23 protein-coding genes are annotated in these 21,460 nt (G+C 54.1%); 17 read left to right on the top strand and 6 right to left on the bottom strand.

Annotation, left to right across the window (positions count from 1 at the left end; all coding sequences use genetic code 11):
* Positions 1–68 precede the first annotated feature (68 nt).
* On the bottom strand, positions 69–734 hold the full coding sequence (locus QNN86_RS09610; protein WP_135323993.1) for a 7-cyano-7-deazaguanine/7-aminomethyl-7-deazaguanine transporter: 666 nt from the start codon (positions 732–734) through the stop codon (positions 69–71).
* A 169-nt stretch (positions 735–903) separates the two neighbouring features.
* Between QNN86_RS09610 and tusA the strand changes: the two genes are divergently transcribed.
* Positions 904–1,149 (top strand): sulfurtransferase TusA, encoded by a 246-nt coding sequence (gene tusA / locus QNN86_RS09605; protein ID WP_003827551.1) that lies wholly within the window; start codon positions 904–906, stop codon positions 1,147–1,149.
* A 96-nt stretch (positions 1,150–1,245) separates the two neighbouring features.
* Here the strand turns inward: tusA and zntA are convergent, their stop codons facing one another.
* Both zntA and QNN86_RS09595 read right to left on the bottom strand, forming a co-directional pair.
* The gene (gene zntA / locus QNN86_RS09600; protein WP_117342483.1) at positions 1,246–3,456 is read right to left on the bottom strand and encodes a Zn(II)/Cd(II)/Pb(II) translocating P-type ATPase ZntA; all 2,211 of its coding nucleotides are present in this window, start codon (positions 3,454–3,456) and stop codon (positions 1,246–1,248) included.
* Positions 3,457–3,531: 75 nt separating this feature from the next.
* A complete protein-coding gene (locus QNN86_RS09595) occupies positions 3,532–4,158 on the bottom strand; it encodes a lysoplasmalogenase (protein WP_096759219.1) in 627 nt (208 codons plus the stop codon).
* 141 nt (positions 4,159–4,299) lie between these two features.
* Here QNN86_RS09595 and QNN86_RS09590 point away from each other — a divergent pair, with 141 nt between their 5' ends.
* Positions 4,300–4,671 (top strand): DUF2500 domain-containing protein, encoded by a 372-nt coding sequence (locus QNN86_RS09590; RefSeq protein WP_137362568.1) that lies wholly within the window; start codon positions 4,300–4,302, stop codon positions 4,669–4,671.
* Positions 4,672–4,737: 66 nt separating this feature from the next.
* On the opposite strand, the gene QNN86_RS09585 is transcribed toward QNN86_RS09590, so the two are convergent.
* Together QNN86_RS09585 and rsmD are read right to left on the bottom strand one after the other, a co-directional pair.
* A complete protein-coding gene (locus QNN86_RS09585) occupies positions 4,738–5,013 on the bottom strand; it encodes a DUF1145 family protein (protein ID WP_096759221.1) in 276 nt (91 codons plus the stop codon).
* Positions 5,003–5,599, bottom strand: coding sequence for a 16S rRNA (guanine(966)-N(2))-methyltransferase (rsmD, locus tag QNN86_RS09580; RefSeq protein WP_096759222.1), 597 nt, complete (start codon positions 5,597–5,599; stop codon positions 5,003–5,005). The genes QNN86_RS09585 and rsmD overlap by 11 nt, the downstream gene beginning before the upstream one ends.
* A gap of 274 nt (positions 5,600–5,873) precedes the next feature.
* Here rsmD and ftsY point away from each other — a divergent pair, with 274 nt between their 5' ends.
* The 5 genes from ftsY to QNN86_RS09555 all read left to right on the top strand — a co-directional run bounded on the left by ftsY (position 5,874) and on the right by QNN86_RS09555 (position 11,636).
* Positions 5,874–7,379: a signal recognition particle-docking protein FtsY gene (gene ftsY, locus QNN86_RS09575; RefSeq protein WP_182270788.1), complete on the top strand. Its 1,506-nt coding sequence runs from the start codon at positions 5,874–5,876 to the stop codon at positions 7,377–7,379.
* Between the two features lie 2 nt (positions 7,380–7,381).
* On the top strand, positions 7,382–8,050 hold the full coding sequence (gene ftsE / locus QNN86_RS09570) for a cell division ATP-binding protein FtsE (RefSeq protein ID WP_096759224.1): 669 nt from the start codon (positions 7,382–7,384) through the stop codon (positions 8,048–8,050).
* Positions 8,043–9,101 (top strand): permease-like cell division protein FtsX, encoded by a 1,059-nt coding sequence (gene ftsX, locus QNN86_RS09565; protein ID WP_096759225.1) that lies wholly within the window; start codon positions 8,043–8,045, stop codon positions 9,099–9,101. Before ftsE ends, ftsX begins: the two co-directional genes overlap by 8 nt.
* Before the next feature lie 254 nt (positions 9,102–9,355).
* On the top strand, positions 9,356–10,210 hold the full coding sequence (gene rpoH / locus QNN86_RS09560) for an RNA polymerase sigma factor RpoH (RefSeq protein ID WP_096759226.1): 855 nt from the start codon (positions 9,356–9,358) through the stop codon (positions 10,208–10,210).
* Between the two features lie 322 nt (positions 10,211–10,532).
* Positions 10,533–11,636, top strand: a complete 1,104-nt coding sequence (locus QNN86_RS09555) for a branched-chain amino acid ABC transporter substrate-binding protein (RefSeq protein ID WP_138140553.1) — start codon at positions 10,533–10,535, stop codon at positions 11,634–11,636.
* Between the two features lie 86 nt (positions 11,637–11,722).
* Here QNN86_RS09555 and panM read toward each other — a convergent pair whose 3' ends face one another.
* The gene (gene panM, locus QNN86_RS09550) at positions 11,723–12,106 is read right to left on the bottom strand and encodes an aspartate 1-decarboxylase autocleavage activator PanM (protein WP_174361258.1); all 384 of its coding nucleotides are present in this window, start codon (positions 12,104–12,106) and stop codon (positions 11,723–11,725) included.
* Between the two features lie 424 nt (positions 12,107–12,530).
* Between panM and livK the strand changes: the two genes are divergently transcribed.
* The 10 genes from livK (at position 12,531) to ugpE (ending at position 21,459) form a co-directional block, all read left to right on the top strand.
* Positions 12,531–13,640: a high-affinity branched-chain amino acid ABC transporter substrate-binding protein LivK gene (livK, locus tag QNN86_RS09545; RefSeq protein ID WP_279277560.1), complete on the top strand. Its 1,110-nt coding sequence runs from the start codon at positions 12,531–12,533 to the stop codon at positions 13,638–13,640.
* Positions 13,641–13,686: 46 nt separating this feature from the next.
* Complete coding sequence (gene livH, locus QNN86_RS09540; protein WP_096759229.1) at positions 13,687–14,613, top strand: high-affinity branched-chain amino acid ABC transporter permease LivH; 927 nt, start codon at positions 13,687–13,689, stop codon at positions 14,611–14,613.
* Positions 14,610–15,890 (top strand): branched chain amino acid ABC transporter permease LivM, encoded by a 1,281-nt coding sequence (gene livM, locus QNN86_RS09535; RefSeq protein ID WP_181618385.1) that lies wholly within the window; start codon positions 14,610–14,612, stop codon positions 15,888–15,890. Before livH ends, livM begins: the two co-directional genes overlap by 4 nt.
* The gene (gene livG, locus QNN86_RS09530; RefSeq protein ID WP_096759231.1) at positions 15,887–16,654 is read left to right on the top strand and encodes a high-affinity branched-chain amino acid ABC transporter ATP-binding protein LivG; all 768 of its coding nucleotides are present in this window, start codon (positions 15,887–15,889) and stop codon (positions 16,652–16,654) included. Before livM ends, livG begins: the two co-directional genes overlap by 4 nt.
* Positions 16,655–16,671: 17 nt before the next feature.
* The gene (livF, locus tag QNN86_RS09525) at positions 16,672–17,385 is read left to right on the top strand and encodes a high-affinity branched-chain amino acid ABC transporter ATP-binding protein LivF (RefSeq protein WP_096759502.1); all 714 of its coding nucleotides are present in this window, start codon (positions 16,672–16,674) and stop codon (positions 17,383–17,385) included.
* 87 nt (positions 17,386–17,472) lie between these two features.
* Entirely contained in the window at positions 17,473–17,694 is a 222-nt protein-coding gene (locus tag QNN86_RS09520) for a type II toxin-antitoxin system Phd/YefM family antitoxin (protein ID WP_096759232.1), read from the top strand.
* A complete protein-coding gene (locus QNN86_RS09515) occupies positions 17,691–18,059 on the top strand; it encodes a type II toxin-antitoxin system death-on-curing family toxin (RefSeq protein ID WP_414211000.1) in 369 nt (122 codons plus the stop codon). The genes QNN86_RS09520 and QNN86_RS09515 overlap by 4 nt, the downstream gene beginning before the upstream one ends.
* A gap of 253 nt (positions 18,060–18,312) precedes the next feature.
* On the top strand, positions 18,313–19,629 hold the full coding sequence (gene ugpB, locus QNN86_RS09510) for a sn-glycerol-3-phosphate ABC transporter substrate-binding protein UgpB (RefSeq protein WP_096759233.1): 1,317 nt from the start codon (positions 18,313–18,315) through the stop codon (positions 19,627–19,629).
* 100 nt (positions 19,630–19,729) lie between these two features.
* Positions 19,730–20,617 (top strand): sn-glycerol-3-phosphate ABC transporter permease UgpA, encoded by an 888-nt coding sequence (gene ugpA, locus QNN86_RS09505; protein ID WP_096759234.1) that lies wholly within the window; start codon positions 19,730–19,732, stop codon positions 20,615–20,617.
* The gene (gene ugpE, locus QNN86_RS09500; protein ID WP_115257274.1) at positions 20,614–21,459 is read left to right on the top strand and encodes a sn-glycerol-3-phosphate ABC transporter permease UgpE; all 846 of its coding nucleotides are present in this window, start codon (positions 20,614–20,616) and stop codon (positions 21,457–21,459) included. Before ugpA ends, ugpE begins: the two co-directional genes overlap by 4 nt.
* Position 21,460 lies beyond the last annotated feature (1 nt).

The raw sequence follows: 21,460 nt of genomic DNA, 5'->3' as shown, positions 1-21,460 counted from the left end.
TTCTTCCTTTCGATAAACGGCCATAACGGCTCATTCGTCCATCTTATCACAACTCGGAAAATGAACCTTTAACTCGTCTGTAATGCCGCGATTTCGGATTTATCTGCCAGCCTTTTCAGTAACATATTCAGCAATACACCGTACATCGGCAGGAAGAAAATAATACTGATCAGCACCTTGAAACAGTAATCGACCAGCGCGATTTCCATCCAGTGCTCGGCCATAAAGGCATCCGGGCTGCGCCAGAAGGCGATAAAGAAGAAGGCCAGCGTATCGCTGATGTTGCCAAACAGCGTGGAGGCGGTAGGTGCGAGCCACCAGCGGCGGTTTTGACGCAGGCGGTTAAAGACGTGCACATCCAGAATTTGACCCAGTGCGTAGGCCATAAAGCTGGCGGCGGCGATACGGGCGACAAACAGATTAAAGTGCAGCAGCGCGTCAAATCCTTGCCAGGACCCCATATAAAACAGCGCGGAAACCACGTATGAAATCAACAGCGCGGGGATCATGACCGCAAAAATGATGCGTCGCGCCAGCGGTGCGCCAAAAATGCGAACGGTCAGGTCGGTGGCGAGGAAAATAAACGGAAAGCTAAAGGCGCCCCATGTGGTATGGAAACCGAAGATGGTGATCGGCAGTTGTACCAGATAGTTGCTGGATGTGATCACCAGCAGATGGAATAGCGATAGCCAGAACAACGCTTTTACGCGCTGAGTTTGTGTAAACGGAGTCATATTGTACCTTTTTAGTCAAGAATTGGGGTGAGGGAACCCAATAAAACGGTCGCATGATACTGCTTTAACAGGGCTTTGCAATGGTTGTTTTTCACGCAATCGTTAACCTGATTGGCTTACTGACCAACAGAGCGTAAAATAACGCCGTTTTTTATTGAACGAGACAACGATGAGCGATTTGTTTACCTCTCCCGACCATACCCTTGATGCCCAAGGGCTGCGCTGCCCGGAACCAGTGATGATGGTGCGTAAAACTGTGCGCGGCATGCAGGCCGGTGAAACGCTGCTGATTGTCGCGGACGATCCGGCGACAACCCGCGACATTCCAGGCTTTTGTACGTTTATGGAACATGAGCTGGTGGCCAAAGAGACCGACTCTCTGCCGTACCGCTATTTAGTGCGCAAAGGCCAGTAAGCTTGTCATGCCGGATGGCGCTAACGCTTATCCAGCCTACAAAGACTGAGTAACCTGTAGGCCGGATAAGGCAACGCCGCATCCGGCACAAACACACTACCCTTTTCGTAACAGCCGCAGCGCGTTGGCGGTCACCAGCACCGTTGCCCCTGTATCTGCCAGCACCGCCAGCCACAATCCGGTTATCCCCAGCAGTGTGGTTATCAGGAAAATTCCCTTCAGACCCAGCGCAATGGCAATGTTCTGGCGAATATTGGCGTGAGTGGCGCGCGCCAGCTGGATCATTTGCACCAGGCCGCGCAGGCGGTTATGGGTCAGGGCGGCATCCGCCGTTTCCAGCGCGACGTCGGTGCCGCTTCCCATCGCAATGCCGATGGTGGCTGCTTTCATTGCCGGCGCGTCGTTAATCCCGTCCCCAACCATCGCTAGCGGGGACTGCTGGTTCAGGCTGGTCACTACCCGAACTTTATCCTCCGGTAGCAGGCCTGCTTTGAATTCCAGCCCCAACTCACCGGCAATTGCTGCCGCCGCACGTGGGTTATCCCCGGTCAGGATCACGCCTTTTACGCCCAACTGATGAAGCTCGTTGATGGCGGTCAGGGCGTCGTCACGCAGTGTATCCTGTAAGGCCAGCACGCCGAGCACCGCATCGTTGCGCAGCACCAGTACCACCGTTTGCCCGGCGCTTTCCAGTTCACTAATCTGTCCGGCAAAGGCTTCGGCTGGCTGTTTGCCCGCGGCACAAATCAGTATCCGCTCACCGTTGACCTGCGCTTCAATACCAGAACCCACCAGCGCCCGCTGCGCTTGTGCTGCCGGGATGGTCAATTCGCGGGTCTGCGCTTCACGGACAATCGCCTGAGCCAGCGGGTGCGTGGCACCTTGCTCAACCGCTGCCGCCAGCGCCAGCAGTTCGGACTCGCTGATGCCGCTCGCCGGATGAATCGCCGTCACCCGCGGTTTACCCACGGTCAGGGTACCGGTTTTATCGAATGCCACATGAGTGACTCTGCCTAATTGCTCCAGCGCGGCTCCGCCTTTAATCAGCGCCCCACGACGTGCGGCGGCCGCCAGCCCGGAGGTGATTGCGGCAGGCGTTGAAATCACCAGCGCACACGGGCAGCCAATCAACAGCAGCGTCAGCCCTTTATAAATCCACTCCTGCCAGGAAGCGGCAAACAGCAGTGGGGGAACAAGAGTGACCAGCAGGGCGATCGCCATGATGGCCGGAGTGTAAATGCGGCTGAAGCGATCAATAAACCGCTCAATCGGGGCCCGACGCTCTTCGGCTTCTTCTATCAGCTTCAGGATGCGGTCAATGGCGCTGGCGCCCGGTTCAGACAGGACTTCCAGCGTGACAAGGCGGTCAACGCTGGTGGCGCCCGCCGGGACTTTATCGCCCGTGGCGCGTTCGACAGGAATAGATTCGCCGGTCAGGGCGCTTTCATCAAAGCTGGCAAAGCCGGAGACCAGTTTGCCGTCGGCGGGTAAGCGCCCACCTGCAGCCACTTCAATCACGTCGCCGGGCTGGAGGCTGTTAATGGCCACCTCTTCGCGCTCGCCATTGCGCAGTCGGACTGCGGTTTCGGGTTTTAGCGCCATCAGCGCGCTGACCCCTTTGCGGGCGCGGCTGGCAGCCCATCCTTCCAGGCGTTCGCCAATTAAAAACAGCAGCAGTACCATCGCGGCTTCCGCCGTGGCACCAATAAACAGCGCACCAATGGCGGCGACGCTCATTAACGTTTCAATGGCAAAGTAGCTGCCGGTTTTCATCAGGCGCAGCGCCTGACGGGCAATGGGATACAGCCCGACCAGCGTCGTGGCGATAAACGCCATCTGACCAAAGGGATGATTGAACTGCTCCAGCCCCCAGCTAATCGCCATCATGACGATGAGGGTGATCAGCGGCAGATTTTCTTTAAACCGCGACTCGGGTGCGGCTTCCGGTGCTTGCTCATCGCGCAGGGTATAGCCCGCTTTTTGCACCGCGTTTTCTATGTTCTGGCGAATATCGGCCCCGGCATCGACCACCAGTTTTTCGGTAGCGAACAGCACCTGAACCTGGTTGACGCCGCTGACCTGGCGGACCGCATTTTCAACTTTACGCGCGCAGGCGGCGCAATCCATGCCTGAGACTTTCCAGGTATAGCGCGTGCCGTCCACCGTATTGGATACGGGTGTGGGTGAGGGTGCGGCTGTCGAGCAACGGCCTTCACTGCAGCAGTCATCAACCTTCTGCGGTGCAGGCGCGAGCTTGAATGAAGAAAATTGTGGGGCCTTTTTGCCATTGGTATCGGGCGTCGACATGGCATCCTCCGGTTGATAATCATTTCGTATTAACCGGAGGATACACTCTGGAGTCGACTCCAGAGTCAAGCGTTTTTAAAGGTACAGTGAACGTACAATCAGGAAATGTCCGGCGAAGTAGCAGGCGGCGGCAATGGCGTTATCGGCGCGGAAGCGGCGGCGATAATGACTACCCAGCCAGACAATATTGCCGATGAACAGCAATGAGGCACCCATAAATGCCGATAGCGCCGGGGCGGTTGGGCGGAAGAACCACAGCTCGCCAGCCATCCAGACCATCATCAGAGTGATGCCGATAAAGGTGCAGATGGCGACGCGCAGTTCTTCCAGCCGCGTCCAGATCACGGCGATCAGCAGGGCACCCAACACCAGCAGCACCAGCGGCAGAGGCCAGAAGAATGACATCGTCATTTGGCTGGCGAAATAGATGGTATAGAGCAAATGCGACAGGAAAAACGCCCCCACGGCGTACAGCAGGCGTTGACGTGGCAACAGCGTCAGCGCATCGCCGAGCAGCGAGGCCAACAGGCCGGCCAGCACCAGATAGCTGATGGCATTAAACATTGGCGCCTGCCAGGCCAGCAGCAACAGCAGCAATAATGTCAGGGGTTTAAAGACCCAGCGTTGCCAGGTGGGACCACGATAGGACGCATCCACGAACAGCCATGCGGAAAGACAAACAGCGATAAACGACCAAAGCATCTTAGTTCCTTGAATTCGTTATTTTTTCGTAAGCGGGGTGCTTACGGCTCTTCTGTCCAGTGTAGAGGTCGATACCGCCAGATGACAACACCATAACAGGCAGGGTATGCTTATTTCCGCATTTTCTGATGGGTTAATAAAATGAGTAAGCCACCACTTTTTTTCATTGTTATCATTGTATTAATCGTTGTCGCCGCGTCGTTTCGCTTTGTCCAACAGCGCCGGGAAAAAGCGGATAATGATGCCGCGCCGCTGGTGCAAAAGCAGGTTGTGGTGAGCAATAAGCGGGAAAAACCGCTGAATGACCGACGTTCGCGCCAGCAGGAAGTGACTCCAGCGGGTACCAGCATGCGTTATGAAGCGAGCTTTAAGCCACTTAGCGGGGGAATGGAGCAGACGTTTCGCCTGGATGCACAGCAGTATCATGCGTTAACGGTCGGCGATAAAGGCACGCTGAGTTACAAAGGGTCGCGCTTTGTTGATTTTACCCAACGACTGCCGGATGGCGGCTGATGCCTTATCCGGCCTACAAGTCTGTGGGCCCGACTCGCAACGCGCCGCCGGGCGAAAAGATCACGGCTACTTCTTCAACTGATCTTTAATCTTCTTCTGCCAGACCAGCAACTCAAACACGCCGAACAGGAAAATACGCACTTTCTCGCCGGTGGTCATCTGCGGGCCGTCTTTCGGCAGGGTGCTTTTTAGCAGCGCCAGCTGCATGCCGTGCATCAGCACCATAAACACCAGCGCCACGTTAACGAAGATATTGAGCGGGCGAGGGAAGGGCTGAAAAAGGTTGAGCAGCAAGAATGCCCAGACGCCCAGCATCAGCAGGCGTCCCAGGTTAATCAGCATGGTGTTCTCCTCGTGCTTCACGTTGATACAGGCGATAGGCAACCTGGCCGGCGACTTTTTCACGATACAACGACCAGTTGACCGGAACCGGCGGCAGGCCGTTTTCGACTTCGCTCTCAACGTAAATATACGCCTCGTTTGCCAGCCAGCCATTCGTTTCCAGAAGCGTTAATGTTTCTTCCAGTAACCCTTTACGAAACGGTGGATCAACAAACACTACATTATGCGGCGATCCCGCCTGCGCCAGAAACGCCAGCGTATTGGTATTAACGACGCGGGCGTGATTGGCCTTCAGCGTGACGAGATTTTTTTGTAGCTGCTGAGACACCGCCCGATCCATTTCCAGAAGCGTTGCGCCTGCGGCATAACGGGAGAGGGCTTCCAGCCCCAGCGCACCGCTGCCAGCAAAGCAGTCCAGACACTGGGCATCGACCATCATTGGTGCCAGCCAGTTAAACAACGTTTCGCGGACACGGTCAGTAGTAGGTCGCAGACCCGGGCTGTCCGGAACCGGGAGTTTACGGCCGCGCCATTGCCCGCCAATAATGCGGATCTGGCCGCTGCCTGAGTGATTCGGTTTTTTCATTTCTATTATTGCTCAATCCGCCTATAGCATGTCATTCCAGGCGGTGATGTGAGTTAAGTTAACCCGTCGCCTTTCAAGTGACCTCTTCGTTGGCTGCACTTACTCACCCGAATCACTTACTAAAGTAAGCTCATCGGGATTCGTGCGCTTGCCGCCTTGACGTAACTCGAAATTCATTGGGTATAAGTGATAGACTATTTCATCATTTTTTTAGCTGCTATGTACATAGCGTTGACGCTGTGCCATGAAGCAACAGCGGGGAGTGTAGTCGCAAATGGCGAAAGAGAAAAAACGTGGCTTTTTTTCCTGGCTGGGCTTTGGTCAAAAAGAGCAGGCACCGGAAAACGAGACAGAATTAAAAAACGAAGAACAACAACAGGTTGTAGAAGAATCTGCCGTTGTTGAAGAACAGCCGCGCGCGCAGGAAACCCATAGCGAAGCCGAAACGGAGGCCTTTGCGGCCGAAGTCGTGGAAGTCACTGAACAGGTTGCTGAAATTGAAAAACTGCAGCCTGAGGCAGAACCTGTGGTTGAGCAACTGCAGCCGGAGGTTGAACCAGTTGTTGAAGCTCCTGCGCCAACGGCGGTTATCGAACACGAAGAATTACCGCTGCCGGAAGAGGTGAAAGCCGAAGAAATTTTGCCAGAAGAATGGCAGGCCGAAGCGGAAACCGTTGAAATCGTTGAAGCGGTTGAAGAAGAAGCGGAAAACGAACCGCAACTGACCGACGAAGAACTGGAAGCACAGGCGCTGGCTGCTGAAGCGGCAGAAGAAGCCGTCATGGTTGTGCCTGTAGAAGAACCTGCTGTAGAAGAGTCTGCAGAAGAAGGGGCGGTACAGGAGCAGGAGAAACCGACGAAAGAAGGCTTCTTTGCGCGTCTGAAACGCAGCCTGCTAAAAACCAAAGAAAACCTCGGTTCCGGATTTATCAGTCTGTTCCGTGGTAAAAAGATCGACGATGATCTGTTTGAAGAGCTGGAAGAGCAGTTGTTGATCGCTGATGTGGGGGTAGAAACCACCCGGAAGATCATCGCCAACCTGACGGAAGGGGCCAGCCGTAAGCAGCTCAAAGATGCAGAAGCGCTGTACGGTCTGCTGAAAGATGAAATGGGCGAGATTCTGGCGAAGGTTGACGAACCGCTGAATGTGGATGGTAAAACGCCGTTTGTTATCTTAATGGTTGGCGTGAACGGCGTGGGTAAAACCACCACCATCGGCAAGCTGGCGCGTCAGTTCGAGCAGCAGGGCAAATCGGTGATGCTGGCAGCGGGAGACACTTTCCGTGCGGCGGCGGTCGAGCAGCTGCAGGTCTGGGGCCAGCGTAACAATATTCCGGTGATTGCACAGCATACCGGCGCGGATTCCGCGTCCGTTATCTTTGATGCCATCCAGGCGGCGAAGGCGCGTAACGTTGACGTGTTAATTGCCGATACCGCAGGTCGCTTGCAGAATAAATCGCACCTGATGGAAGAATTGAAAAAAATCGTTCGCGTGATGAAAAAGCTCGACGAAGATGCGCCGCATGAAATTATGCTGACCCTTGACGCCAGTACCGGGCAGAATGCCATAAGCCAGGCCAAACTGTTCCATGAAGCGGTGGGTTTGACCGGTATTACCCTGACCAAGCTGGACGGTACGGCGAAAGGTGGGGTAATTTTCTCGGTTGCCGACCAGTTTGGCATCCCTATCCGCTATATCGGTGTGGGCGAACGTATCGAGGATTTACGTCCGTTTAAAGCGGGCGATTTTATAGAGGCACTTTTTGCCCGAGAGGATTAACAATGATTCGCTTTGAACATGTCAGCAAGGCCTATCTCGGTGGGAGACAAGCGCTGCAGGGAGTCACATTCCATATGCAGCCTGGCGAGATGGCGTTTCTGACCGGCCACTCCGGTGCGGGGAAAAGTACCCTGCTGAAGCTGATCTGTGGGATTGAACGGCCCAGTGCCGGAAAAATTTCCTTCAGCGGGCATGACATCAGCCGGTTGAAAAACCGTGAAGTGCCGTTTCTGCGTCGCCAGATCGGCATGATTTTTCAGGATCACCATCTGCTGATGGACAGGACCGTTTTTGACAACGTGGCGATTCCGCTGATTATCGCGGGTGCCAGCGGGGACGATATTCGTCGCCGCGTGTCAGCGGCACTGGACAAGGTCGGGCTGCTGGACAAAGCGAAGAACTTCCCGATTCAACTCTCCGGCGGTGAACAACAGCGCGTGGGGATTGCCCGTGCGGTGGTGAATAAGCCTGCGGTACTGCTGGCGGATGAACCGACCGGGAACCTCGATGACGCGTTGTCAGAGGGGATCTTACGCCTGTTCGAAGAGTTCAACCGCGTCGGGGTTACGGTATTAATGGCGACGCACGACATTGGGCTGATCTCCCGTCGTTCCTATCGCCAGATGGTCCTGAGCGACGGACACCTGCATGGAGGCCTGGCGCATGAATAGACGTGACGCTATCAATCAAATCAAACAGTTTGGTGGGCGACTGGACCGTTTTCGTAAATCGGGCGGAGCGCCAGGTGACGGGGGACGCAACGCGCCGAAGCGGGCAAAATCCTCACCCAAGCCGAACTCACGTAAAACCAATGTCTTTAACGAGCAGGTGCGCTACGCGTTCCAGGGCGCGTTACAGGACCTGAAAAGCAAGCCGCTGGCGACGTTCCTGACGGTGATGGTGATCGCCATCTCCCTGACGCTGCCGAGCGTGTGTTACATGGTCTATAAGAACGTAAACCAGGCGGCAAGCCAGTATTATCCGTCCCCGCAGATCACCGTGTATTTGCAGAAAACGCTGGATGATGACGCGGCGGCGCGGGTGGTTGGCCAATTGCAGGCCGAGCAGGGCGTCGAGAAAGTGAATTATCTTTCCCGCGACGATGCGCTGGGTGAATTCCGTAACTGGTCTGGTTTTGGCGGTGCGCTGGATATGCTGGAAGAGAACCCGCTGCCAGCCGTGGCGGTGGTTATCCCAAAACTGGATTTCCAGGGTACAGAGTCGCTGAACACGCTGCGTGACCGGGTGGCACAAATCAATGGTATTGATGAAGTGCGCATGGATGACAGCTGGTTTGCGCGGCTGGCGGCGTTGACGAGTCTGGTGGGGCGCGTATCGGCAATGATTGGCGTGCTGATGGTGGCCGCGGTGTTCCTGGTTATCGGCAACAGCGTACGACTGAGCATTTTTGCCCGTCGCGATACCATCAACGTACAGAAACTGATTGGCGCAACGGATGGGTTTATCCTGCGACCGTTCCTCTACGGCGGAGCACTGCTTGGCTTTTCGGGCGCTTTTCTTTCACTGATTTTGTCAGAAATTTTGGTGATGCGTCTGTCTTCAGCGGTCACTGAAGTGGCGCAGGTTTTTGGAACTAAGTTTGATATCAACGGCTTATCATTCGACGAGTGCCTGCTGCTGCTGCTGGTGTGCTCAATGATTGGCTGGGTGGCAGCCTGGCTTGCCACGGTCCAACATTTACGCCACTTTACCCCTGATTAAAAAATCTCTGGTATAATCTTTCCCTGCACTGAGAAGTTCGCTCTGCAGGGAAAGAGTCCCTGTTGTCTCTTCCCGACATAGTCATTGTGATGTCACATTTTGTGCGTAATGTATACACAGTACGACATGGAACTTGTGGATAAAATCACTGTCTGATAAAAGATTGAATGATATTCTCGTTGCTCATAAGCTCTGGCATGGTTGTTGCTGTCGATTTTTCAACGCGCCAGATGATATAGATTGAGAGGATTTGAATGACCAAAGAAATGCAAAATTTAGCTTTAGCCCCTGTTGGTAACCTGGAATCTTACATCCGGGCTGCAAACGCGTGGCCGATGTTGTCGGCTGACGAGGAGCGGGCACTGGCTGAAAAGCTGCATTACCAGGGCGATCTGGAAGCAGCTAAAACGCTGATCCTGTCTCACCTGCGCTTTGTTGTTCATGTTGCTCGTAACTATGCGGGCTATGGCCTGCCGCAGGCGGATCTGATTCAGGAAGGTAATATCGGCCTGATGAAAGCCGTGCGCCGTTTCAACCCGGAAGTGGGTGTGCGCCTGGTGTCTTTCGCCGTGCACTGGATCAAAGCAGAGATCCACGAATACGTTCTGCGTAACTGGCGTATCGTTAAAGTCGCGACCACCAAAGCACAGCGTAAGCTGTTCTTTAATCTGCGTAAAACCAAGCAGCGTCTGGGCTGGTTTAACCAGGATGAAGTTGAAATGGTCGCTCGCGAGCTGGGGGTTTCCAGCAAAGACGTCCGCGAAATGGAATCCCGTATGGCGGCGCAGGACATGACGTTTGACATGTCTTCGGACGACGAGTCCGACAGCCAGCCGATGGCTCCGGTGCTTTATCTGCAGGACAAATCGTCTAACTTTGCTGACGGCATTGAAGACGATAACTGGGAAGAGCAGGCGGCGAACAAATTGACTTACGCGATGGAAGGTCTGGACGAACGTAGCCAGGACATCATCCGTGCTCGTTGGCTCGACGAAGACAACAAGTCGACGTTGCAGGAGCTGGCCGATCGCTACGGTGTTTCCGCTGAACGTGTGCGTCAGCTTGAAAAGAACGCCATGAAAAAACTCCGCGCGGCAATCGAAGCGTAATTTTCGCGAATTGCCAATGAACCCTCGAATGTGAATTCGGGGGTTTTTTTTTTTGTAGGCCGGATAAGGCGTTTACGCTGCCATCCGGCAACACGTTTGCCTGATGGCGCTTCGCTTATCGGGCAAGCGGGCCTTTCCTCCCCTCCCACCGACACGAATCTGTTATCTGGATGTAAAATTAGCTATTCCAAAATAATAAAAATCGGGTATGTTTTAGCAGAGTATGCTGCTAAAGCACGGGTAGCTATCCAATAATCGAAATAAAGTGCTGAACAACAACATCACAACACACGTAATAACCACAATAATGGGGATTGTCAGGATGAATATGAAGGGTAAAGCGTTATTGGCAGGATGTATCGCCCTGTCTTTGAGCAATATGGCCTTTGCTAAGGATATTAAAGTTGCCGTCGTCGGCGCGATGTCGGGTCCGGTGGCGCAGTATGGCGACCAGGAGTTTACCGGTGCAGAACAGGCGATTGCAGACATTAACGCCAAAGGCGGCGTGAAGGGTGACAAGCTGGTCGTGGTGAAATACGACGATGCCTGTGACCCGAAACAGGCGGTAGCGGTTGCCAACAAAGTGGTTAACGACGGGATTAAATACGTTATCGGTCACCTGTGCTCGTCTTCTACTCAGCCCGCGTCAGATATCTATGAAGATGAAGGCATTCTGATGATCACCCCGGCGGCAACCGCGCCGGAACTGACCGCGCGTGGCTATAACCTGGTGATGCGTACCACTGGCCTGGACTCAGATCAGGGGCCAACTGCCGCGAAATATATTGTTGAAAAAGTGAAGCCGAAACGCATTGCCATCGTTCACGACAAGCAGCAGTACGGTGAAGGTTTGGCGCGCTCTGTGCAAGACAACCTGAAGAAAGCGAATGCTGATGTGGTGTTCTTTGACGGTATCACCGCCGGTGAGAAAGACTTCTCCACCCTGGTGGCGCGTCTGAAGAAAGATAACATCGACTTTGTTTACTACGGTGGCTACCACCCGGAAATGGGGCAGATCCTGCGTCAGGCGCGTGCCGCTGGCCTGAAAACCCAGTTTATGGGACCAGAAGGGGTGGCGAACGTGTCGCTGTCTAACATCGCCGGTGAATCTGCGGAAGGCTTACTGGTGACCAAGCCGAAGAACTATGATCAGGTTCCGGCGAACAAACCGATCGTGGATGCCATCAAGGCCAAGAAACAGGATCCAAGCGGCGCGTTTGTGTGGACCACCTACGCTGCGCTGCAATCATTGCAGGCTGGTCTGAACCATTCCGACGATCCGGCTGAAATTGCTAAATACCTGAAAGCAAACTCTGTTGAAACCGTGATGGGGCCGCTGTCATGGGATGCGAAGGGTGACCTGAAAGGCTTCGAGTTCGGCGTGTTTGATTGGCATGCTAACGGTACGGCTACAGACGCTAAGTGAGTAACTGCCCGGTAGCGCTTTGCTTACCGGGCCTACAGCGAGCACTTCGTAGGCCGGATAAGCGTCAGCGCCATCCGGCTTTTTTATTACCGCTTCTCCCAGCCATCCGCCTGTGCGCTAAACCCCAATGCCTGCATAAATGCGGCCATCACGCCGCGGTCTTCCACGCCTACATCTGCCATCCACCATGAACTCACGTCAGGGTTTTCGCGGATCACTTCTTCGATCAAATACTGCCCGACGCCGCGACGGCGGGTGATTTCGCGTATGCGTAAGGAATCCAGCGCGCCTTGCGTACCGCTCAGGGTGACGCGTACTGCGCCTAACAGGCGCTCATTAAACCGCGCGGCATAGATCCGGTGAGCGTCATCGACGCGTAGAGATGAGGCGGAATATTCCGGCCAGATTTTGCCCAGATCAATGTTGTCCTGAGCACTAAAGTTTTCTAAACGAATGATGGTCAGCTTCATTGACAGCGTGTCCAAATCACAAAAGATGAAATCAGTGTACCGAAATAATTCCCCCGGACGCTTTCTCTTTTTTATGTGAATAACCAGGTGATTAATTTTATAACAACGATAATTACAGTTTGAAACATTAGGCATTGAAAAACAGGCAGGATATTACCCTGGGATGCAGCATTTTATTCCGCTCTTTGTGCCATTATTTTATGCTGACAAACGTGCTTTTTTTTGTTTATCTATAGTGAAAAGCAGAATATTATCTTTTCTTAATCGACTGAAAAATAGAGATTTTAGCGATAATTTGCTTAAAAAACTGTGCTAAACCATTAATCAGACTGGTAAAAATAGTACAGTTCAAAAAAAGCACAGTCTGCTTTTTAACCATATAAATACAAAATAAATACACAACATCACGAATGGGGATTCAGGAATGAAAAGGAATGCGAAGACAATCATCGCAGGGGTAGTAGCACTGGCCATCTCGCACACGGTTATGGCAGAAGATATTAAAGTCGCTGTGGTCGGGGCAATGTCAGGTCCGGTCGCGCAGTGGGGCGATATGGAATTTAATGGTGCGCGTCAGGCAATTAAAGATATCAATGCCAAAGGTGGCATCAAAGGCGACAAGCTGGTGGGCGTGGAATATGACGACGCCTGCGATCCAAAACAGGCGGTGGCCGTGGCGAACAAAATCGTTAACGACGGCATTCAGTATGTGATTGGTCACCTGTGCTCATCGTCGACTCAACCTGCATCCGACATCTACGAAGACGAAGGTATCCTGATGATTTCCCCGGGTGCCACCAACCCGGAGCTGACGCAGCGCGGCTATGCGCACATCATGCGTACGGCCGGCCTGGACTCCTCTCAGGGACCCACCGCGGCGAAATATATTCTTGAGACGGTTAAGCCTCAGCGTATTGCCATCCTCCATGATAAGCAGCAGTACGGTGAAGGACTGGCGCGCTCGGTACAAGACAGCCTGAAAGCGGGCAAAGCCAATATCGTCTTCTTTGATGGGATCACTGCCGGAGAAAAAGATTTTTCTGCGCTGATTGCCCGTCTGAAGAAAGAAAACATCGACTTCGTTTATTACGGTGGCTACTACCCGGAAATGGGACAAATGCTGCGTCAGGCGCGCTCTGTGGGCCTGAAAACGCAGTTTATGGGACCAGAAGGCGTGGGTAATGCGTCACTGTCCAACATCGCGGGCGAGGCAGGCGAAGGCATGCTGGTGACCATGCCAAAACGCTATGACCAGGATCCGGCGAATAAGGCTATCGTCGATGCGCTCAAAGCGGACAAGAAAGATCCGACCGGACCATATGTGTGGATCACCTACGCCGCTGTGCAGTCGCTGGCAACCGCTTTGGATCGCAGCGGCAGCAAAGAACCGCTGGATCTGGTGAAAGATTTAAAAGCACACGGGGCTGATACCGTGATTGGGCCGCTGAATTGGGATGAAAAAGGCGATCTAAAGGGATTTGAGTTTGGTGTCTTCCAGTGGCACGCCGACGGGTCGTCCTCGGTAGCCAAATAATTATCCCACCGCCCGTGATGCCGGGCGGGTATGAAAAGGTTTGCATATGTCCGAGCAGTTCCTCTATTTCTTACAGCAGATGTTTAACGGCGTCACGCTGGGAAGCACCTACGCGCTGATCGCTATCGGTTACACGATGGTGTACGGCATTATCGGCATGATCAACTTCGCCCACGGCGAGGTGTATATGATCGGCAGCTATGTCTCCTTTATGATCATCGCTGCGCTAATGATGATGGGTATTGATACCAGCTGGCTGCTGGTAGCGGCCGGATTCGTCGGCGCGATTGTGATTGCCAGCGCCTACGGCTGGAGTATTGAACGCGTGGCATACCGGCCCGTGCGCAGCTCCAAGCGCCTGATTGCGCTGATTTCCGCCATCGGGATGTCCATCTTCCTGCAAAACTACGTCAGCCTGACCGAAGGCTCGCGCGACGTGGCGCTGCCCAGCCTGTTTAACGGCCAGTGGACCATTGGCAGTAGCGAAAACTTCTCTGCCTCCATTACGACCATGCAGGCAGTTATCTGGGTTGTGACCTTTGTAGCCATGCTGGCGCTGACGATTTTCATCCGCTACTCGCGTATGGGCCGTGCCTGCCGTGCCTGTGCAGAAGATCTGAAAATGGCCAGCCTGCTCGGTATTAACACCGACCGCGTGATTGCGCTGACTTTTGTGATCGGTGCGGCGATGGCGGCAGTGGCGGGCGTGCTGCTCGGACAATTCTACGGCGTTATCAACCCGTACATCGGCTTTATGGCCGGGATGAAAGCCTTTACCGCCGCCGTACTGGGTGGCATCGGCAGCATTCCTGGGGCGATGATTGGCGGTCTGATTCTGGGTGTAGCGGAAGCGCTTTCCTCTGCGTATCTGAGTACGGAATACAAAGACGTGGTGTCGTTCGCACTGCTGATTATCGTGCTGCTGGTGATGCCGACCGGTATTCTGGGTCGCCCGGAGGTAGAGAAAGTATGAAACCAATGCACGTTGCGATGGCGCTGCTCTCTGCCGCCATGTTTTTCATCCTCGCGGGCGTCTTTATGGGCGTTCAGTTAGAGCTGGATGGCACCAAGCTGGTGGTTGATGTCGCCAGTGATATTCGCTGGCAGTGGGTGTTTATCGGCACCGGAGTCGTTTTTCTGTTCCAGCTGCTGCGCCCGGCTTTCCAGCACAGCATGAAGCGAGTTTCCGGCCCGAAGTTTATTCTGCCGGCGATTGACGGCTCCACCGTCAAACAAAAACTGTTCCTGGTGGCGCTGCTGGTGATTGCCGTAGCGTGGCCGTTTATGGTCTCACGCGGCACGGTCGATATCGCCACCCTGACGATGATCTATATCATCCTCGGTCTGGGCTTAAACGTCGTGGTGGGGCTTTCTGGTCTGCTGGTGCTGGGTTATGGGGGCTTTTATGCCATCGGCGCGTACACCTTTGCGCTGCTGAATCACTATTACGGTCTCGGTTTCTGGACCTGCCTGCCGCTGGCAGGGCTGGTCTCTGCCGCCGCGGGTTTCCTGCTCGGTTTCCCGGTGCTGCGTCTGCGCGGTGACTATCTGGCGATTGTGACCTTAGGTTTTGGTGAGATCGTCCGTATTCTGCTGCTCAACAATACCGAAGTGACCGGCGGCCCTAATGGCATCAGTCAGATCCCGAAACCGACCTTCTTCGGTCTCGAGTTCAGTCGTAGCGCTCGCGAAGGCGGCTGGGATACCTTCAGCAACTTCTTCGGCGTGAAGTATGACCCGTCTGACCGCGTGATTTTCCTGTATCTGGTGGCGCTGCTGCTGGTGGTCTTCTCATTGTTCGTCATTAACCGCCTGCTGCGTATGCCGCTGGGCCGTGCGTGGGAAGCGTTGCGTGAAGATGAAATCGCCTGCCGCTCGCTGGGTCTGAACCCAACGCGCATCAAGCTGACCGCTTTTACCATCAGCGCCGCATTTGCCGGCTTTGCCGGAACGCTGTTCGCCGCGCGTCAGGGCTTCGTCAGTCCGGAATCTTTCACCTTTGCCGAATCGGCCTTCGTACTGGCGATTGTGGTCCTCGGCGGTATGGGGTCGCAGTTTGCGGTGATCCTCGCGGCCATTCTGCTGGTGGTGTCACGCGAACTGATGCGTGATTTCAATGAATACAGCATGTTGATGCTCGGTGGTTTGATGGTACTGATGATGATCTGGCGCCCGCAGGGGCTTCTGCCGATGACCCGTCCACAGTTGAAGCTGAAAAACGGGCAAGCGAAAGAAGGAGAGCAGGCATGAGTCAGCCATTATTATCCGTGAACGGCCTGATGATGCGCTTCGGCGGTCTGCTGGCGGTCAACAATGTTGAACTGGAACTGAGGCCGCAGGAAATTGTCTCGTTAATCGGGCCAAACGGTGCAGGTAAAACCACAGTCTTCAACTGTCTGACCGGTTTTTATAAGCCGACGGGTGGCACGATCAAGCTGCGTGATCAGCATCTGGAAGGGTTGCCGGGCCAGCAAATCGCCCGCATGGGCGTGGTGCGCACCTTCCAGCATGTGCGTCTGTTCCGCGAGATGACGGTGATTGAAAACCTGCTGGTGGCGCAACACCAACAGCTGAAGACCGGCGTCTTCTCCGGACTGTTGAAAACCCCGTCTTTCCGTCGCGCCCAGAGCGAAGCACTGGACCGTGCGGCCACCTGGCTTGAGCGTATCGGTCTGCTGGAGCATGCCAACCGTCAGGCCAGTAACCTGGCCTATGGCGACCAGCGTCGTCTGGAGATTGCTCGTTGCATGGTGACCCAGCCGGAAATCCTGATGCTCGACGAACCTGCAGCGGGCCTCAACCCGAAAGAGACCAAGGAGCTGGATGAGCTGATTGCTGAGCTGCGTAATCATCACAACACGTCGATCCTGTTGATCGAACACGACATGAAGCTGGTGATGGGAATTTCAGACCGTATCTATGTGGTGAACCAGGGCACACCGCTGGCAAACGGGACGCCGGAACAGATTCGAAATAACCCGGACGTGATCCGCGCCTATTTAGGTGAAGCATAATGGGGGCGAGCCAAAAGATGGAAAAAGCGATGTTAACGTTTGACAAGGTGAACGCCCACTACGGCAAGATCCAGGCGCTGCACGACGTCAGCCTGTATATCAATCAGGGTGAGATCGTGACGCTAATCGGTGCCAACGGCGCGGGGAAAACCACGCTGCTCGGTACGTTGTGTGGCGATCCGCGTGCGACCAGCGGGCGCATTGTTTTTGATGGTAAAGACATAACTGACTGGCAGACGGCGAAAATCATGCGTGAAGCGGTGGCGATTGTCCCGGAAGGGCGTCGCGTGTTTTCGCGCATGACGGTGGAAGAGAACCTGGCAATGGGTGGCTTCTTTGTTGAACGCAACCAGTTTCAGGAACGTATCAAGTGGGTGTATGACCTGTTCCCACGCCTGCATGAGCGTCGTATTCAGCGGGCGGGCACCATGTCCGGCGGTGAACAGCAGATGCTGGCGATTGGCCGCGCGCTGATGAGCCAGCCACGTCTGCTGCTGCTTGATGAACCATCTCTGGGGCTGGCGCCGATTATCATCCAGCAGATCTTTAACACCATCGAACAGCTGCGTGAGCAGGGGATGACCATCTTCCTCGTCGAGCAGAACGCCAATCAGGCGCTGAAGCTCGCCGATCGCGGCTACGTGCTGGAAAACGGTCATGTGGTTCTGGAGGACACCGGCGATGCGCTGCTGGCCAACGAAGCGGTGCGCAGCGCCTATCTGGGCGGGTAATACTCTCTACTGAGAAAAGGAGCCGAAATGGCTCCTTTTTTGTACATATTAGTTGTGCAATTAATCTGTACAGTTCAGGAGGTTTCCATGCGTACAGTTAACTATAGTGAAGCGAGACAGAATCTGGCTGAAGTGCTGGATAGTGCGGTTACCGGAGTCCCCGTCACCATTACGCGACGCGGTCATAAACCTGCGGTCATCATTAGTGCAGAAGAGTTTGAACGTTATCAGGCCGCCAGGCTGGATGATGAATTTGCTGACATTATGATGATTCATGGTAATGAAATCAGGGAGCTGGCGGATAAATGACACTACAAAATATCTCAGCGGAAGAGATAATTCAGTTTCACGACAGGCTGCTCCGCGTGACGCCTGGTGTTACAGGCATGCCTGATCCCGGTCGTACGGAAGCGCTGATGTACCGGGTATTAAATCAAATTGAATATGAAGGTGTGACCGATGTGTGGTTGCCGGCAGCCATGCATTTGCTGACCATTTCTCGCGGGCACATTTTTAATGATGGTAACAAACGGACCGCGTTGTTTATTACTTTGCTGTTTTTAAAGCGTAATGGGATCGCGCTGTCTGCAAACCCCGATTTTGTTGCCATGACGGTTGAAGCCGCAGCGGGACGACTCTCGTTAGAACAGATTGCACATCGTCTGCTACAGTAACGTCCAGCCCGTACTCACCTTCCGGCGTTGTAGAAACTTGGGCCATTTCCCAGGGAAGCGTAACGCCTCCATCCGTGTCTCAGCTCCCATTTTCCCTTCTCATAACCTTCACTGCCTTGCCATCTCTCTGTCGCCTTACTATCTTTTTTTTGTAATAAAAAAGTTATTTTTCTGTCATTCGAGCATGTCATGTTACCCCCGCGAGCATAAAACGCGTGATATCGCGCATCCGGCACAACAAGAGAGATAACCGATGAAATCGTTACGACATACAGCTTTAGGACTGGCAATCAGCCTGGCATTTGCAGGTCAGGCACTGGCCGTCACCACTATCCCGTTCTGGCATTCAATGGAAGGCGAACTGGGTAAAGAAGTTGATTCACTGGCGCAACGTTTTAATGAATCCAATCCCGACTACAAAATCGTTCCGCAGTACAAAGGCAACTATGAGCAGAGCCTGAGCGCGGGGATCGCCGCATTCCGTACCGGTAACGCGCCTGCTCTGCTGCAGGTTTACGAAGTCGGGACGGCAACCATGATGGCCTCAAAGGCAATTAAGCCGGTCTATGAAGTGTTCAAAGAGGCCGGAATTAACTTTGATGAGTCTCAGTTTGTGCCGACGGTTTCCGGTTATTACACCGACTCTAAAACCGGACATTTGCTCTCCCAGCCGTTTAACAGCTCCACCCCGGTGCTGTACTACAACAAAGATGCCTTCAAAAAAGCCGGTTTAGACCCTGAACAGCCGCCAAAAACCTGGCAGGACCTGGCGGAGTACACCGCGAAGCTGAAGGCCGCCGGCATGAAGTGCGGCTATGCCAGCGGTTGGCAGGGATGGATCCAGATTGAAAACTTTAGTGCCTGGAACGGTTTGCCGGTCGCCACTAAAAACAATGGTTTTGACGGTACCGATGCGGTGCTGGAGTTTAATAAGCCGGAGCAGGTGAAACATATTGCACTGCTGCAAGAGCTAAACAAGAAGGGTGATTTTAGCTACTTCGGGCGCAAAGATGAATCCACCGAGAAGTTTTACAGCGGTGACTGTGCGATTACCACTGCTTCTTCCGGCTCTCTGGCCGACATCCGTCACTATGCGAAATTCAACTATGGCGTCGGTATGATGCCGTACGATGCCGACGTGAAGGGTGCCCCGCAGAACGCGATTATCGGCGGTGCGAGCCTGTGGGTGATGCAGGGTAAAGACAAAGAAACCTACGCTGGCGTGGCGCAGTTCCTTAACTTCCTGGCGAAGCCTGAAATTGCGGCTGAATGGCACCAGAAAACGGGCTATCTGCCGATCACCACCGCCGCCTACGATCTGACCCGCGAACAGGGTTTCTATGACAAGAACCCGGGGGCGGATACCGCCACGCGTCAGATGCTGAACAAGCCACCGTTGCCGTTCACCAAAGGACTGCGCTTGGGCAATATGCCGCAGATCCGCACCATCGTGGATGAGGAACTGGAAAGCGTCTGGACCGGGAAGAAAACCCCACAGCAAGCGTTGGATACCGCCGTTGAGCGCGGCAACCAGTTACTGCGTCGCTTCGAGCAGTCGACTAAATCGTAATGTGAAATGCCGGGTGACGGCTTCGCCTTATCTGGCCTACAAATGCGCGTAGGCCGGATAAGCGGAGCGCTATCCGGCACCTTCCAGGAAAAGAACTGTCATGTCCTCATCCCGACCGGTGTTTCGCTCGCGCTGGCTACCCTATTTATTGGTGGCCCCGCAGCTGGCTATCACCCTTATTTTCTTTATCTGGCCTGCGGGTGAAGCGCTGTGGTATTCGCTACAAAGCGTCGATCCATTTGGTTTTTCCAGCCAGTTCGTGGGGCTGGATAATTTTGTCGCGCTGTTTCATGACCCGTACTACCTTGATTCGTTCTGGACCACCATCAAGTTCAGTACGTTAGTCACGGTAAGCGGTCTGTTGGTGTCGCTGTTTTTTGCCGCGCTGGTGAATTACGTGGTGCGCGGCAGCCGTTTCTACCAGACGCTGATGCTGCTGCCTTATGCGGTGGCCCCTGCCGTCGCTGCGGTGCTGTGGATCTTTCTGTTTAATCCAGGGCGCGGGCTGATTACGCATTTTCTCGGTGAGTTTGGCTATGACTGGAATCATGCGCAAAACAGCGGTCAGGCCATGTTCCTCGTGGTGTTTGCCTCGGTCTGGAAGCAAATTAGTTACAACTTCCTGTTCTTCTTTGCCGCATTACAGTCTATTCCTCGCTCGCTGATAGAAGCCGCCGCGATTGACGGTGCGGGTCCCATCCGTCGTTTCTTCAAGCTGGCGCTGCCGCTGATTGCCCCGGTGAGTTTTTTCCTGCTGGTGGTGAATCTGGTGTACGCCTTCTTTGACACCTTCCCGGTAATTGATGCCGCCACGGCGGGCGGACCGGTGCAGGCGACGACCACGCTGATTTATAAGATCTACCGTGAAGGATTTGTCGGGCTGGATCTGGCGTCTTCCGCTGCACAATCGGTGGTGCTGATGTTCCTCGTTATTATTTTGACCGTGGTGCAGTTCCGCTATGTGGAAAGTAAGGTGCGTTACCAATGATTGAGAACCGTCGCTGGCTGACAATATTCAGCCATACCCTGCTGATTCTGGGGATCATGGTGATCCTGTTCCCGCTGTACGTTGCGTTTGTGGCGGCGACGCTGGACAACCAAGCGGTATATGACACGCCGATGACGCTGGTTCCCGGAACCCATCTGCTGGATAACATGCACACCATCTGGGTCAACGGGGTGGGCGTGAACAGCGCACCATTCTGGTTGATGATGCTCAACAGTTTCATCATGGCGTTCAGCATTACGCTGGGGAAAATCACGGTGTCGATGCTCTCCGCATTCGCCATCGTCTGGTTTCGCTTTCCGCTGCGTAACCTGTTCTTCTGGATGATTTTTATTACGTTGATGCTGCCGGTGGAGGTGCGAATTTTCCCGACGGTAGAGGTGATCGCCAACCTGAAAATGCTCGACAGCTACGCAGGTCTGACGCTGCCGCTGATGGCATCCGCCACCGCGACATTCCTGTTCCGCCAGTTCTTTATGACCCTGCCAGATGAACTGGTGGAAGCGGCGCGTATTGACGGCGCATCACCGATGCGTTTTTTCCGCGACATCGTGCTGCCGTTGTCAAAAACCAATCTGGCGGCGCTGTTCGTCATCACCTTTATTTACGGCTGGAACCAGTATCTGTGGCCGTTGTTGATTATTACCGACGTGAACCTGGGCACGGCGGTGGCGGGTATCAAAGGCATGATCGCCACCGGTGAAGGTACGACGCAGTGGAACCACGTGATGGCAGCTATGCTGCTAACGCTTATCCCTCCGGTAATCATCGTGTTAGCCATGCAGCGCGCGTTTGTGCGTGGCCTGGTCGATAGTGAGAAATAAA

This window comes from Citrobacter sp. C348 (genome assembly GCF_047467975.1).
GTDB classification, from domain to species: Bacteria; Pseudomonadota; Gammaproteobacteria; order Enterobacterales; family Enterobacteriaceae; genus Citrobacter; species Citrobacter gillenii.
Note: the sequence above shows the minus strand (reverse complement) of the source record. Positions and strands in the feature narration are given on the sequence as shown.